Genomic DNA, 14,936 nt, shown 5'->3' with positions numbered 1-14,936 from the left:
TTGGCTTCTGCATACTCTTTCTAGTTTTCATGCCGCAAAGCGCCGCTTACCGTAAAAATATTCACTTTTTATGCATTAACAGTGAATAACTCCATATTCTAACCCGTTGATATTCTGTTACCTCCTCCCTTTTATGCATTTTTATCGCTGGCTGGCACGAACGCTGCAATCTACATTCACAGTGCAAACACTCAATTATTTAACATTTAAACAACCTTTTATTTACCGGATGAGGTCGCTATGTCTCTGTCAATTACGCGTGAAAATTTCGATGAATGGATGATGCCGGTATACGCTCCGGCGGCTTTTATTCCGGTACGTGGGGAAGGTTCGCGCCTGTGGGATCAGCAGGGCAAGGAGTACATCGACTTTGCGGGTGGCATTGCGGTAAATGCGCTGGGCCATGCGAACCCGGCGCTGCGTCAGGCGCTGAACGATCAGGCGGCGAAGTTCTGGCACACCGGCAACGGGTATACCAACGAGCCCGCGCTGCGTCTGGCGAAGAAGCTGATCGACGCCACGTTTGCAGAAAAAGTCTTTTTCTGTAACTCCGGGGCGGAAGCTAACGAAGCGGCGCTGAAGCTGGCGCGTAAGTATGCCCACGATAAATTTGGCGCGCACAAGAGCGGGATCGTCGCGTTCAGGAACGCATTCCATGGCCGCACGCTGTTTACCGTCAGCGCGGGCGGTCAGCCCTCGTATTCGCAGGATTTTGCACCGCTGCCGCCCGATATCCGTCACGCGGCATACAACGATTTGCAGTCCGCCAGCGAGCTGATTGACGACGCCACCTGCGCGGTGATCGTGGAGCCCATGCAGGGCGAGGGCGGCGTCATGCCCGCGCAGCAGGCGTTCCTTCAGGGGCTGCGCGAGCTGTGCGACCGTCATAACGCGGTACTGATTTTTGACGAAGTGCAGACGGGCGTGGGCCGCACCGGCGAGCTGTACGCCTACATGCACTATGGCGTAACCCCGGATGTGCTGTCGACGGCCAAAGCGCTGGGCGGCGGCTTCCCGATCGGCGCGATGCTGACCACGGAAAAATTCGCCAGCGTGATGACCGTGGGCACGCACGGCACCACCTATGGCGGCAACCCGCTGGCAACGGCCGTGGCCGGGCAGGTTCTGGATATCATCAATACCCCGGAAGTGCTGAAGGGTGTTAAACAACGTCACGACTGGTTTGTGGAGCGTCTGAATGCCATTAACAGTAAGACCGGCCTGTTTAAAGAGATCCGCGGCCTGGGGCTGCTGATTGGCTGCGAACTCGCCCCCGAGTTTGCCGGCAAGGCGAAGCTGATTTCGCAGGAGGCGGCAAAACAGGGCGTGATGGTGCTGATTGCCGGTGCCAGCGTGGTGCGCTTTGCTCCTGCGCTGATCGTCAGCGAAGAAGAGGTCAGAACCGGGCTGGACCGTTTTGCGCTGGCCTGCGAAGCGGTGAAGGCCGGGGTGTCATCATGATGGTTATCCGTCCCGTTGCGCACGGCGATCTCGCCGGGCTTATGCAGCTTGCCGGTAAGACAGGCGGCGGGCTGACCTCGCTGCCTGCCGATGAAAAAACGCTGTCGGCGCGCATTGAGCGCGCCCTGCAAACCTGGCAGGGGACGTTGCCAAAGAGTGAACAGGGCTATGTGTTCGTGCTGGAAGATACCGACACGGGAACCGTGGCGGGGATCTGCGCCATCGAAGTGGCCGTCGGGCTTAACGATCCCTGGTACAACTACCGCGTCGGCACGATGGTTCACGCCTCGAAAGAGCTGAACGTCTACAACGCGCTGCCGACGCTCTTTCTCTGCAATGACCATACCGGCGCCAGCGAGCTCTGCACGCTTTTCCTCGATCCGGACTGGCGCAAGGAGGGCAACGGCTATCTGCTTTCCAAATCACGCTTTATGTTCATGGCCGCCTTTCGCGACCGCTTCAACGAAAAGGTGGTTGCCGAGATGCGCGGCGTGATCGACGAGACGGGCTACTCGCCGTTCTGGGAGAGCCTGGGGGAACGCTTCTTTTCCATGGAGTTCAGCCGTGCGGACTACCTGTGCGGCACCGGCCAGAAGGCGTTTATCGCCGAGCTGATGCCGAAGCATCCTATTTATACCCATTTCTTAACGCCGGAGGCGCAGGCGGTGATTGGCGAGGTCCATCCGCAAACCGCTCCGGCCCGAGCGGTGCTGGAGAAAGAGGGGTTTCGCTACCGTAACTACGTCGACATCTTCGACGGCGGCCCCACGCTGGAATGCGACATCGACCGCGTGCGCGCCATCCGCAAGAGCCGTCTGGTTGAGGTCTCTGAAGGCCAGCCCGCGCCGGGCGAGTGGCCCGCCTGCCTGGTATCGAACGAGAATTACGCCAACTTCCGCGCCATGCTGGTGCGAACCAACCCGACCTGCGAGCGGCTGGTACTGACCGCCGCGCAGCTGGATGCCCTGAAATGTAACGCCGGCGACGCGGTTCGCCTGGTGCGACTCTGCCCTGAGGAGAAAACAGCATGACATTATGGATTAACGGCGACTGGATAACGGGCGAAGGCGAGGCGCGGATTAAAACCAATCCGGTGGGTCAGGAGGTGCTCTGGAAGGGAAACGACGCCAGCGCCGGACAGGTTGAGCAGGCCTGCCGTGCCGCACGCCGCGCGTTTCCGGCATGGGCGAAACGGCCTTTCACCGAGCGCCAGGCGCTGGTTGAGAAATTTGCGGCGCTGCTGGAGGCCAATAAAGCCGAGCTGACCCGCATTATCGCTGCCGAAACCAGCAAGCCGCGCTGGGAGGCGACAACCGAAGTCACGGCGATGATCAACAAAATCGCAATTTCGGTGAAGGCGTACCACGCCCGTACCGGCGAGCAGCATACCGACATGCCGGACGGCGCCGCCACGCTGCGCCACCGTCCGCACGGGGTGCTGGCGGTGTTTGGCCCGTATAACTTCCCCGGGCACCTGCCGAACGGGCATATCGTCCCCGCGCTGCTGGCGGGGAATACCGTTATCTTCAAGCCGAGCGAGCTCACGCCGTTAACCGGCGAAGCGGTGGTGAAACTCTGGGAGCAGGCCGGGCTGCCGCCGGGCGTGCTGAATCTGGTGCAGGGCGGGCGTGAAGCGGGTCAGGCGCTGAGCGCGCTGAGCGACGTTGACGGCCTGCTGTTCACCGGCAGTGCCGGAACGGGCTATCAGCTCCATCGCCAGCTGGCGGGGCAGCCGGAAAAAATTCTGGCGCTTGAGATGGGCGGCAATAACCCGCTGATCGTCGAGGATCCGGACGATATTGATGCCGCCGTGCACCTGACTATCCAGTCGGCCTTTATTACCGCCGGACAGCGCTGCACCTGCGCGCGTCGTCTGCTGGTCAGGCGCGGCGCGCAGGGGGATGCATTCCTGAAGCGTCTGGTTGAGGTGAGCGCGCGTCTGGTGCCCTCCCGGTGGGACGCCGAGCCGCAGCCGTTTATTGGCGGGCTGATCTCCGAACAGGCCGCGCAGAACGTGCTGAAGGCCTGGCAGGATCGCGTCAACGGCGGGGCCAAAACTTTGCTGGAGCCGAAACAGGTAGCCCCCGGCACGTCGTTACTGACGCCGGGGATTATTGAGATGAGCGGCGCCGACGGCGTGCCGGACGAGGAGGTCTTTGGCCCTCTGCTGTGCGTCTGGCGCTATGACGATTTTGATGCGGCAATCGGGATGGCCAATAATACCCGATACGGCCTGTCGAGCGGCCTGATATCGCCGCACCGCGAGAAGTTCGAACAGCTGCTGCTCGAAGCGCGCGCCGGGATCGTGAACTGGAACAAACCGCTGACCGGGGCGGCGAGCACCGCGCCGTTTGGCGGCGTAGGCGCCTCGGGCAACCATCGCGCCAGCGCGTGGTATGCCGCTGATTACTGCGCGTGGCCGATGGCAAGCCTCGAAACCCCGTCGCTGACGCTGCCGGAGACGCTCAATCCGGGGCTGGATTTCACCCAGGGAGACGCCCATGAAAGCGCGTGAGGTTAACTTCGACGGGCTGGTGGGGCTGACGCACCACTATGCCGGGCTCTCCTTCGGTAATGAAGCCTCGACAAAGCACCGGTTCCAGGTTTCGAACCCGAAGCTGGCGGCGAAGCAGGGGCTGCTGAAAATGAAGGCGCTGTCCGATGCCGGTTTCCCGCAGGCGGTGATCCCGCCGCAGGAGCGCCCGAACGTGGCGGTACTGCGCCAGCTGGGTTTTAGCGGCACGGATGAGCAGGTGGTGGAAAAAGCGGGCACGCAGACGCCACACCTGCTTTCCGCGGCCAGCTCTGCCTCCTCGATGTGGGTGGCGAATGCCGCCACCGTCGCCCCGTCGGCGGATACGCTGGACGGCAAAGTGCATCTCACCGTCGCTAACCTGAACAACAAATTCCACCGCGCCAGCGAAGCGGACACCACCTGGCGGGTGCTGCGCGCCATCTTTAATCATGACGCCCATTTTGAGGTGCATCAGGCTCTGCCGCAGGTCGCGATGTTTGGCGACGAAGGCGCAGCCAACCATAACCGTCTGGGCGGCGATTATGGCGATCCGGGGCTGCAGCTGTTTATCTACGGACGGGAGGAGGGCGGCCACCTTGCGCCGGTTCGCTATCCGGCGAGGCAAACCCTGGCCGCAAGCCAGGCGGTTGCCCGGCTGAACCAGGTTAATCCGTCCCAGGTCATTTTTGCTCAGCAAAATCCGCAGACGATCGACCAGGGCGTGTTCCATAACGACGTTATTGCCGTTTCCAACCGTCAGGTGCTGTTCTGCCACGAGCAGGCGTTCGTCCATCAGGAAAAGCTGCTGGCTACGCTGCGCGAGCGCGTGCCGGGATTTATGCCGATTCAGGTACCCACGCGGGCGGTTAGCGTGCAGGATGCCGTTGAAACCTACCTTTTCAACAGCCAGCTGCTGAGCCGGGATGACGGCAGCATGATGCTGGTGTTGCCCCAGGAGTCCCGCAATCATCAGGGCGTCTGGCGCTATCTCAGCGAGCTGGTGCAGGCGGATAATCCGATTGATGAACTCCGCGTGTTCGATCTGCGGGAAAGTATGGCCAACGGCGGGGGACCGGCCTGTCTGCGCCTGCGCGTGGTGTTAACGCCACACGAATTGCAGGCGGTGAATCCGGCGGTGATGATGAGCGACGCGCTGTTCAACACCCTCAACGACTGGGTGGACCGCTACTATCGCGATCGTCTGGTTCAGGCCGATCTGGTCGATCCGCAGCTGCTGCGTGAAGGCCGCGAGGCGCTGGATGCATTATCGACTATCCTGCGGCTGGGTTCGGTTTATCCGTTCCAGCGCTAAGGAGAGGGTATGGAGAATTTACTGGCGCTGACCCTGGCAGCAGAGACGCCGGAACTACAAGAGGGGGAAGGCCCCTCGTTCCACTGGCGATGGCTGGGGCCGGGCGTGCTTGAGCTGACGCCGACAGGGGAGTATGACCTGTCGCTGCTGCTTTCTGCCGGCATTCACGGAAACGAAACGGCACCCGTGGAGATTGTCGATATTGTGCTGCGCGCGCTGTTCGGCGGGGCGTTCGCGCTGCGCTGTCGTCTGCTGGTGGTGCTGGGGAATCCGCCCGCGCTGGCGCAAAACCAGCGCTATCTCGCAAGCGACCTCAACCGCATGTTTGGTGGCCGCTGGGCACAGTTCCCGGTGAGTGATGAAACGGCGCGCGCCCGGTGGCTGGAGGCTACCGTTGCCGCGTTTTTTGCCGACGCGGGGACAGCGCGCTGGCACCTCGATCTGCATACCGCCATCCGCGCCTCGTACCACGTACGTTTTGGCGTGTTGCCGCAGCGTCACCAGCCGTGGGATGAAGCGTTTCTGGCCTGGCTTGGCGACGCGGGGCTAGAGGCGCTGGTCTTTCACCAGGCGCCGGGCGGCACCTTCACCCACTTCACCTGCGAGAATTTCGGCGCGCTGTCCTGCACGCTGGAGCTGGGAAAAGCGCTGCCGTTCGGGCATAACGACCTGACGCGCTTTGCCCCTACGCAGCATGCGCTTTCGGCGTTGCTGGGAGGTGAGATGCAGACACGCGCGCAGGGGCACGTGGCGCGCTATCGGGTGGTGCAGCAGATCACGCGCCGCAGCGATGCTTTCCGTCTGCATATGGCGGCCCATACGCTGAACTTTACGCCGTTCCGGCAGGGCGTCCTGCTGGCGGAAGATGGAGATGAACGCTATGTGGTACAGCTATCCACGGAATATGTGTTATTCCCCAATCCGTCGGTCGCGTTTGGTCTGCGAGCCGGGCTGATGCTGGAAAAAATGGCCTGATCGTTTCCCCTCGCGTCGACCGGAGGGGAAACGGTTTATTAATTTCTTAGCGATAAAAGCGTTCTTGTTTTGTTTGCGGAATATTCCTGGATAATTGCTTTATTATTAAACGCCACTTCGCTATACTTCTCCATAATCTCTTTAAAATCATCTTGTTGAATATTTTACTTTCATCTCTCCATTATTTTTCCTTAATTTCTCCACAATTGGCGAAAAAGTGTTTTTTATACTTTCATTGTTTTACCGTTGCTCTGATTAATTGACGCTAAACCCCGTAAAGTTAATCTCGTCAACACGGCGTAGCGCCGAAGAATAACTGAAAGTAAGGAAAGACATTATGCGTAAATTAACTGCACTGTTTGTTGCCTCTACCCTGGCTCTGGGCGCTACCAGCACCGCGTTCGCCGCCGATACCGCGACCACCACCGCCGCGCCAGCTGAAGGCAAAATGATGATGCATCATAAAGGCAAGCCGGGTATGCACCATGAAATGATGATGTTTAAAGATCTGAATCTGACCGACGCGCAGAAACAGCAGATCCGCGACATCAGGAAAAGCCAGCGTGACCAGATGAAGCGTCCTCCGCTGGAAGAGCGCCGCGCGATGCACGACATCATTGCCAGCGACAGCTTCGATAAGGCCAAAGCCGAAGCGCAGATCGACAAGATGGCTGAGCAGCATAAGGCCCGCATGCTGGCCCATATGGAAACCCAGAACAAGATTTACAACATTCTGACGCCGGAACAGAAAAAACAGTTTAATGCCAATTTTGAGAAGTGTCTGACAGAACGTGCCGCGCCGGAAGGTAAAATGCCAGCACCAGCCGAATAATCGGCTCACACTCTTAAGACCGCCGGGCTCCTGTCTACAAAAGCGAAAACGCTGTGGACAGGACCGGCGGTTTTTCTTTTATTCCATGCCTAAGGTCTGGCCTTACCGCTGCCGATAATACCCCTGTGAAAATGCCCATACGCACGGTGCGTCCTTCAGGAGTGGTAATGGAATTCTTTGATATCCGTAAAATGCCGGTCAGCCTCTGGCGTAACGGCGCGGGTGAGACGCGTGAGATTTGCTGTTTCCCTCCCGCGACGCGGGAGTTTTTCTGGCGGGCCAGCATTGCCTCCATCGCCAGCAACGGCGAATTCTCCGCTTTCCGGGCGTTGACCGGGTGATTACGCTGCTGGAAGGCGGCGAAGTGACCCTGGATGCGGGCAGCGCGTTTTGCCATACCCTGAAGCACCATCAGCCTTACGGCTTTGCGGGGGATCTGGCGGTGAAGGCCGTGCTCACGGAGGGGAAGATGTCGATGGACTTTAACATCATGACCCGGCGGGACCGCTGTCAGGCTAAGGTGCGCGTCGCTAATCGTACGTTCACCACCTTCGCGTCACGCGGCGGCGTGGCGTTCGTGTTAAGCGGTGCCTGGCAGCTGGGAGATAAATTGCTGACCGCCGATCAGGGAGCCAGCTGGGAAGAGGGCACGCATACCCTTCGTTTACTGGCATCGAAAGGCACGCTGCTGTTCAGCGAAATCACCTGGCTGCCGGGTCATTAAGCACGATAATCTCATACTTTCCGGTTAACAGCGGCTTACACAGAATTTTATAGCCGTCCTGATCGAACCCCGCAGGGGTGCGCAGCAGAGCGGCTGCGTCATTCAGGTTTTCGACGGCGCCAAGCCAGAGCCAGTTGCGGATAATGTGATAGTGCGTCATGCCGTCGCGGGTTTCCTTCAACGCCACGGCGCCGTCCCACGGCCAGCAGTTGACGCTGATGGAGGCCAGGCCCGCCATAAAGCGGGCATGATGCTCTTCAACGCTCTCCTTTCCGCAGCACGCTCCGGCGCAGCGCTTCAGCGCGGAGCGGAAACAGGCGCGCCCGCGGGTGGTGGCTTCCAGCCCCAACAGGCCATAACAAAGCTGTAATTCATCTGCCAGCGTTTGCAGGGTTTGCAGCGCGGCACGCTTGTTGGCAAACAGGCCGTAGAGATTCGGTTCATGCGAAAAATCGACTTCACGCGCGTAGACGACCTGCGGTTTTCCGGCGTTGACCTGCAGGGAACAAAGCTGGCGGTTGCGGCGCAGGCGTTTATTAAACAGCGGTTGCTGCTCCTTGATAAGCCTGGCTTCGAGCAGAAGCGCGCCCAGCTCGCCTGCCGTCTCTATCCATGTGATGCGCCGCGACTGCCTGAGCATTGACGCTTCGTCCGGCGTTCGCAGGTGCGACATTACCCGGCTGCGGATATTGACGCTTTTGCCGATATAGAGCGGCATGGTGTCGCTGTCGCCGTGAAAGAAGTAGACGCCAGGCTGTTTAGGCAGTGCCTCAAGCCAGGGGCGAAGATGCTCGGGATATTCGTAGATAGCCGCCGCTTCAAACTCAAGACGCGGGGCGGATTGACGCCTGCTCACATACTGCTCCATATACTGTTCAGGCATACAGTGTAGCAGGAGTTGGGTGGTTAAAAAAGAGCCGGGCGGCGGTACCTCACCCGGCCTGCAAAACTGAGTTACCGTTCTGCTTTTACTTTTTCCAGAAATCGTCAAACACCGTAATCGGTGGACGGCGCTTGTGCTCGGTTTTCAGATACCAGCCTTCGATAATCTTAGCGGTAGCGTCGTCGAGCGTTTTGCCTTCCAGATAATCGTCAATGTTGTCATAAGTCACGCCCAGCGCCGCTTCATCCGGCAGGGAAGGGCGATCGTCTTCGAGATCGGCCGTTGGCGCTTTCTTGTAGAGATGCTCCGGGCAGCCCAGCGCAGCCAGCAGCTGCTTGCCCTGACGCTTGTTCAGGCGGAAGAGCGGGTTGATGTCCGTGCCGCCATCGCCGTATTTAGTGAAGAAACCGGTAATGGCTTCCGCCGCATGGTCGGTTCCTACGACAACCCCTTTGGTCATCCCGGCGATACTGTACTGCGCCTTCATGCGCTCGCGGGCTTTCTCATTGCCCCGGACAAAATCGCTCAGTTCAATACCGGCTTCGCGCAGCGCCTGCTCGCTTGCCAGCACCGAACCCTTAATGTTCACGGTGAGCACCCGGTCCGGCTGGATAAAGGCGATAGCATCCTGGCAGTCCTGCTCGTCGGCCTGAACGCCGTACGGCAGGCGTACGGCGATAAACTGCAGCGCGGCGTCACCGGTCTCTTCGCGCAGCTCGGAGATGGCCATCTGGCTAAGCTTACCGGCCAGAGTGGAGTCCTGCCCGCCGCTGATGCCCAGCACCAGCGTCTTCAGGAAGGGATGTGCTGACAGATAAGCTTTCAAAAAATCAACGCTACGACGGATCTCTTCATTTGCATCAATCGCAGGTTTCGTGCCCAGCGCCTGAATAATCTCTTGTTGCAGAGCCATTACGCCCTCCCTATGCAGAACCAAACAGAAAGTGATCTGTTAAAACTAACCCTTTGTCGGGAAAACGACAAGGATCACAGTTTTGAGTGTATCGTTTTACAGCGATTTAGCAGCTTATCGTTGTTTTATTAGAATTTTCCGAAATTCGCCTGGCGTAACTCGCAAAGTTGAACAATAGTAATTTTTATCCCATGCTTAGTTAACACGCTGATAAACAAGAGGACGGAATATGAACAAGAACGTAGCAGGAATTTTAAGCGCAGCGGCGGTACTGACTATGCTGGCAGGGTGTACGGCTTACGATCGCACCGCGGATCAGTTCACACAGCCAGTGGTTAAAGACGTCAAGAAAGGCATGACGCGTTCGCAGGTTGCGGCTATTGCCGGTAAACCTTCATCTGAGGTCACCATGATCCACGCGCGCGGTACCTGCCAGACCTATATTCTGGGTCAACGTGATGGTAAGGCAGAGACGTACTTTGTTGCTCTGGACGATACCGGTCACGTGATCAATTCTGGTTACCAGACCTGTGCTGAATACGACACCGACCCACAGGCACCTAAGGCGCAGTAACCGCGCTTGCCTGAGAGCGTTAAAAAACCGGCCTGAAGGCCGGTTTTTTTATACCTGCGTAAATCTTAATTCTTGCCGCGAATTATTTGCCTGAAATGTGAAGGTAGTCAACAAGCCAGGTCAATGAGAGACAATTTCAGCCTATCCAGAATTATCCCCTCCCTGTACCATTGCGTATACTCACTTCAACGACAAACAATGTTCAGCACACTGTCCGTCAGCCAGGAGAGCGAGTCGAGTGATAGCGCGACGGCGGTCAGACAAACAAGAGGGAAGTTATCATGGAAAAGAAACATATCTACCTGTTCTGCTCTGCGGGCATGTCAACCTCACTGCTGGTTTCAAAGATGCGCGCGCAGGCTGAAAAATATGAAGTCCCCGTGGTGATTGAAGCGTTTCCGGAAACGCTGGCGGGTGAAAAGGGCCGGACGGCAGACGTTATTTTGCTGGGTCCGCAAATTGCGTATATGTTGCCAGAAATTCAGCGTCTGCTGCCGAATAAGCCGGTCGAAGTGATCGATTCTGGCCTGTACGGCAAAATTGATGGTTTAGGTGTATTAAAAGCTGCTGTTGCGGCGATTAAAAAAGCTGCTAATTAATTTTTTATTTTTCCCGTCAAAGAGTAATTTCACACACAATACGCCGTAACCCGCGTTGCGGCATTTAAGGGTATTTTCCTATGAGTAAAGTTATCGCTTCACTTGAAAAGGTACTCCTTCCTTTTGCTGTTAAAATAGGAAAGCAGCCTCACGTTAACGCCATTAAAAACGGTTTTATTAAATTAATGCCGTTGACGTTAGCAGGGGCAATGTTCGTTTTAATTAACAACGTTTTTCTGAGCTTTGGTGAAGGTTCCTTTTTTTATTCATTAGGAATTAGGTTAGACGCATCCACTATTGAAACCCTTAACGGCCTGAAAGCCATTGGCGGCAACGTATACAACGGTACGTTGGGTATTATGTCGCTGATGGCGCCTTTCTTTATAGGAATGGCGCTGGCGGAAGAGCGTAAGGTGGATCCGCTGGCGGCGGGCTTACTGTCTATTGCCGCGTTTATGACCGTTACACCGTACAGCGTGGGCGATGCCTATGCGGTTGGCGCTAACTGGCTGGGCGGGGCAAATATCATTTCCGGTATTATCATCGGGCTGGTGGTGGCCGAAATGTTCACCTTTATCATTCGCCGCAACTGGGTTATCCGCCTGCCGGATAGCGTACCGGCCTCCGTTTCTCGTTCATTTTCCGCGCTGATTCCGGGCTTCATTATTCTCTCCATCATGGGGATTATTGCCTGGGCGCTCTCTCACTGGGGGACTAACTTCCACCAGATCATCATGGACTCTATCTCAACGCCGCTGGCGTCGATGGGTAGCGTGGTCGGTTGGGCGTATGTCATCTTTACCTCCCTGCTGTGGTTCTTCGGCGTGCATGGTTCACTGGCACTGGCGGCGCTGGACAGCGGCATTATGACCCCGTGGGCACTGGAAAACGTTGCGCTTTACCAGCAGTACGGCTCCGTTGACGCGGCGCTGGCAGCCGGTAAAACTTTCCATGTGTGGGCGAAGCCGATGCTTGACTCCTATATCTTCCTGGGGGGGACCGGGGCGACGCTGGGTCTTATCATCGCGGTCTTTATTGTCTCTCGCCGCGCTGACCATCGTCAGGTTGCGAAGCTGGCCCTGCCGTCAGGTATCTTCCAGATCAACGAGCCAATCCTGTTTGGTCTGCCAATTATCATGAACCCGGTGATGTTCATTCCCTTTATCCTGGTTCAACCGCTGCTGGCTGCGATTACGCTGACGGCGTACTACCTGGGCATTATCCCGCCGGTGACCAACATTGCACCGTGGACGATGCCGGCCGGTCTGGGCGCGTTCTTCAACACCAACGGTAGCGTAGCCGCCTTCCTGCTGGCGATATTCAACCTCGGAATTGCAACCCTGCTCTACATGCCGTTCGTGGCGATTGCCAACAAAGCCGCAACGGTTATCGATGAAGAAGAGAGCGAAGAGGATATCGCCCTCGCACTGAAATTCTAAAAATTGCACGGCGCGGGGCAACCCGCGCCGGCGAAAAGGAGCTAAAAGATGTTAGATTTGGATAGTATCGTTGCCGAAGAGGCCGCAGAGAACGATCTGGAAGAAGTGGTGATGGGCCTTATCATCAACTCCGGGCAGGCGCGCAGCCTGGCGTATGCCGCGCTCAAGCAGGCCAAGCAGGGCGATTTTGTCGCCGCGAAAACCATGATGGATCAGTCCCGCACTGCGTTAAACGAAGCGCACCTGGTGCAGACGAAGCTCATTGAAGGCGATCAGGGCGAAGGGAAGATGAAGGTGAGCCTGGTGCTGGTTCATGCGCAGGATCACCTGATGACCTCCATGCTGGCGCGCGAGCTGGTGGCAGAGCTCATTGAGCTTCACGAGAAGATGCAGTAAGTCCGAACAGGCATCAGGAGGTCAGCACGATGGAAATCAAAACCGCACATGAGCAGCAGCTGTTTAATGGCAAAAATTTTCACGTGGTTATTTACAACAAAACGGAGAGCGCCAGTGGTCTGCACCAGCATGACTACTACGAGTTCACGATTGTTCTGACCGGCCGATACTACCAGGAGATCAACGGTAAGCGCGTCCTGCTTGAGCGCGGCGATTTCGTCTTTCTGCCGATGGGCTCTTATCACCAGAGCTTTTATGAATTTGGTGCTACGCGGATCCTGAACGTGGGGGTGAGCCGGCGCTTCTTCGAAAAGCACTATCTGCCGCTGGTGCCGTTCTGCTTCGTGGCGTCACAGGTGTATCGCGTCAAAAACGAGTTTATGACCTGGATTGAAACGGTTATAGCCTCGCTGAACTTCCGCGACAGTGAATTTGATGAATTTATTGAAACCGTGACGTTCTACGTGATGAACCGTCTTCGCCATCACCGTGAAGAACAGCAGGTGGTTGATGATATTCCGCAGTGGCTGCGCAGTACCGTGGAGCTGATGCACGACAAAGGGCAGTTCAGCGATAACGCGCTTGAAAATATGGTGGCGCTGTCGGGTAAATCTCAGGAATATTTAACGCGCGCCACGCAGCGTTATTACCGCAAAACCCCGGTGCAAATTATTAATGAAATCCGCATTAATTTTGCCAAAAAACAGCTGGAAATTACTAACTACTCGGTCACCGATATCGCTTACGAATCCGGTTACAGTAGCCCCAGCCTGTTTATTAAAACCTTTAAAAAGTTTACTTCATTCACACCGAACAGTTACCGCAAAAATTTAACGGTAATAAATTAACCTTCCGCGGATTATCCGCGACGAACATTGACGTAATTGCTTGCCCAAATAGCTGGAAGAGAACGCTATACCTTGCAGGCGGTTAACCTGATACGCTAAGGGAGATATTATGCAACAGAAATTAAAAGTCGTGACCATCGGCGGCGGCAGCAGCTATACCCCGGAATTACTTGAAGGTTTCCTGAAACGTTATCATGAATTACCGGTCAGCGAGTTATGGCTGGTGGATGTGGAAGAAGGCCAGGAAAAGCTGAATATTATTTTCGACCTGTGCAAACGCATGGTTGAAAAAGCCGGTGTGCCGTTAACCGTGCATAAAACGCTGGATCGCCGCCTGGCGCTGAAGGATGCAGACTTCGTAACCACGCAGCTGCGCGTTGGTCAGTTGAAGGCGCGCGAGCTTGACGAGCGTATTCCGCTGAGCCACGGTTATCTGGGCCAGGAAACTAACGGCGCAGGCGGCCTGTTTAAGGGCCTGCGTACCATTCCGGTGATTTTTGACATCATTAAAGACGTGGAAGAGATTTGCCCGAACGCCTGGGTCATTAACTTCACCAATCCGGCCGGGATGGTGACCGAGGCAGTCTATCGCCACACCGGTTTTAAACGCTTTATCGGCGTCTGCAACATTCCGATCGGCATGAAAATGTTCATTCGCGACGTGCTGGAACTGACCGATAGCGATGAACTCTCCATTGACCTGTTCGGCCTCAACCACATGGTATTTATCAAGGACGTGATGGTGAACGGGCAGTCGCGCTTTGCGGAGCTGCTCGACGGCGTCGCCTCCGGTCGCCTGACCGCGGCCTCGGTGAAAAACATTTTCGATCTGCCGTTCAGCGAAGGGCTGATCCGCTCCCTGAATCTGCTGCCGTGCTCGTATCTGCTCTACTACTTCAAGCAGAAAGAGATGCTGGCGATTGAAATGGGCGAGTACTACAAAGGCGGCGCGCGTGCGCAGGTTGTGCAGAAAGTGGAGAAGCAGCTTTTTGATTTGTATAAAGATCCGAACCTCAACGTGAAGCCGAAAGAGCTGGAGCAGCGCGGCGGGGCGTACTATTCGGATGCAGCGTGTGAGGTGATCAACGCCATTTACAATGACAAGCAGGCCGAGCACTATGTGAACGTTCCGCATCATGGGCACATCGACAATATTCCGGCAGACTGGGCCGTTGAGATGACCTGTATTCTTGGGCGCGAGGGAGCGAAACCGCATCCGCGCATTACCCACTTCGACGATAAGGTGATGGGCCTCATTCATACCATCAAGGGCTTTGAAGTGGCCGCAAGCAACGCGGCGCTGAGCGGCGAGCTGAATGACGTGCTGCTGGCGCTGAACCTGAGCCCGCTGGTGCATTCTGACCGTGATGCCGAAAAACTCGCGAGCGAAATGATCCTGGCGCATGAAAAATGGCTGCCAAACTTTGCCGCCACGGTTGAGAAGCTCAAACACCGTTAAGAGGAG

At 56.6% G+C, this 14,936-nt stretch carries 12 protein-coding genes and 3 pseudogenes; 13 read left to right on the top strand and 2 right to left on the bottom strand.

Annotated elements, in window-relative coordinates; all coding sequences use genetic code 11:
• Positions 1–240 precede the first annotated feature (240 nt).
• From astC to ves, 7 genes and pseudogenes are all read left to right on the top strand, one after another.
• Positions 241–1,461 carry a succinylornithine/acetylornithine transaminase gene (gene astC / locus HWQ14_RS18400; protein WP_176610579.1) on the top strand — a complete coding sequence of 407 codons (1,221 nt, stop codon included), beginning with the start codon at positions 241–243 and terminating at the stop codon, positions 1,459–1,461.
• The gene (gene astA, locus HWQ14_RS18395) at positions 1,458–2,492 is read left to right on the top strand and encodes an arginine N-succinyltransferase (RefSeq protein WP_176610578.1); all 1,035 of its coding nucleotides are present in this window, start codon (positions 1,458–1,460) and stop codon (positions 2,490–2,492) included. Before astC ends, astA begins: the two co-directional genes overlap by 4 nt.
• Entirely contained in the window at positions 2,489–3,976 is a 1,488-nt protein-coding gene (gene astD, locus HWQ14_RS18390; RefSeq protein WP_176610577.1) for a succinylglutamate-semialdehyde dehydrogenase, read from the top strand. The genes astA and astD overlap by 4 nt, the downstream gene beginning before the upstream one ends.
• Positions 3,963–5,288, top strand: coding sequence for an N-succinylarginine dihydrolase (gene astB / locus HWQ14_RS18385; RefSeq protein ID WP_176610576.1), 1,326 nt, complete (start codon positions 3,963–3,965; stop codon positions 5,286–5,288). The genes astD and astB overlap by 14 nt, the downstream gene beginning before the upstream one ends.
• Before the next feature lie 9 nt (positions 5,289–5,297).
• Complete coding sequence (gene astE, locus HWQ14_RS18380; RefSeq protein ID WP_176610575.1) at positions 5,298–6,263, top strand: succinylglutamate desuccinylase; 966 nt, start codon at positions 5,298–5,300, stop codon at positions 6,261–6,263.
• A 337-nt stretch (positions 6,264–6,600) separates the two neighbouring features.
• Positions 6,601–7,095 (top strand): ATP-independent periplasmic protein-refolding chaperone Spy, encoded by a 495-nt coding sequence (gene spy / locus HWQ14_RS18375; RefSeq protein WP_176610574.1) that lies wholly within the window; start codon positions 6,601–6,603, stop codon positions 7,093–7,095.
• Positions 7,096–7,262: 167 nt separating this feature from the next.
• Positions 7,263–7,819, top strand: a pseudogene (ves, locus tag HWQ14_RS18370) (environmental stress-induced protein Ves).
• Here ves and cho read toward each other — a convergent pair.
• Both cho and nadE read right to left on the bottom strand, forming a co-directional pair.
• Entirely contained in the window at positions 7,797–8,675 is an 879-nt protein-coding gene (cho, locus tag HWQ14_RS18365; protein ID WP_209007148.1) for an excinuclease Cho, read from the bottom strand. The pseudogene ves and the gene cho sit on opposite strands and share 23 nt — an antisense overlap.
• Before the next feature lie 112 nt (positions 8,676–8,787).
• Positions 8,788–9,615, bottom strand: coding sequence for an ammonia-dependent NAD(+) synthetase (nadE, locus tag HWQ14_RS18360; RefSeq protein WP_176610572.1), 828 nt, complete (start codon positions 9,613–9,615; stop codon positions 8,788–8,790).
• Between the two features lie 229 nt (positions 9,616–9,844).
• Here nadE and osmE point away from each other — a divergent pair, with 229 nt between their 5' ends.
• The 6 genes and pseudogenes from osmE (at position 9,845) to HWQ14_RS18330 (ending at position 14,930) form a co-directional block, all read left to right on the top strand.
• The gene (gene osmE / locus HWQ14_RS18355) at positions 9,845–10,189 is read left to right on the top strand and encodes an osmotically-inducible lipoprotein OsmE (RefSeq protein WP_148419084.1); all 345 of its coding nucleotides are present in this window, start codon (positions 9,845–9,847) and stop codon (positions 10,187–10,189) included.
• Positions 10,190–10,458: 269 nt separating this feature from the next.
• Positions 10,459–10,788: pseudogene (locus HWQ14_RS18350) on the top strand (PTS sugar transporter subunit IIB); the annotation flags it as partial.
• A gap of 80 nt (positions 10,789–10,868) precedes the next feature.
• Positions 10,869–12,227: a PTS N,N'-diacetylchitobiose transporter subunit IIC gene (chbC, locus tag HWQ14_RS18345; RefSeq protein ID WP_017384664.1), complete on the top strand. Its 1,359-nt coding sequence runs from the start codon at positions 10,869–10,871 to the stop codon at positions 12,225–12,227.
• Positions 12,228–12,275: 48 nt separating this feature from the next.
• A complete protein-coding gene (chbA, locus tag HWQ14_RS18340; protein ID WP_148419080.1) occupies positions 12,276–12,623 on the top strand; it encodes a PTS N,N'-diacetylchitobiose transporter subunit IIA in 348 nt (115 codons plus the stop codon).
• Between the two features lie 17 nt (positions 12,624–12,640).
• Positions 12,641–13,471, top strand: a pseudogene (gene chbR, locus HWQ14_RS18335) (transcriptional regulator ChbR); the annotation flags it as partial.
• A gap of 109 nt (positions 13,472–13,580) precedes the next feature.
• Positions 13,581–14,930 carry a 6-phospho-beta-glucosidase gene (locus HWQ14_RS18330; RefSeq protein ID WP_148419076.1) on the top strand — a complete coding sequence of 450 codons (1,350 nt, stop codon included), beginning with the start codon at positions 13,581–13,583 and terminating at the stop codon, positions 14,928–14,930.
• Positions 14,931–14,936: the final 6 nt, after the last annotated feature.

It is taken from the genome of Enterobacter cloacae (genome assembly GCF_013375935.1).
Classification (GTDB): Bacteria; Pseudomonadota; Gammaproteobacteria; order Enterobacterales; family Enterobacteriaceae; genus Enterobacter; species Enterobacter pasteurii.
The sequence above is the reverse complement of the archived record's forward strand: the minus strand, read 5'-3'. Positions and strand labels throughout refer to the sequence as shown.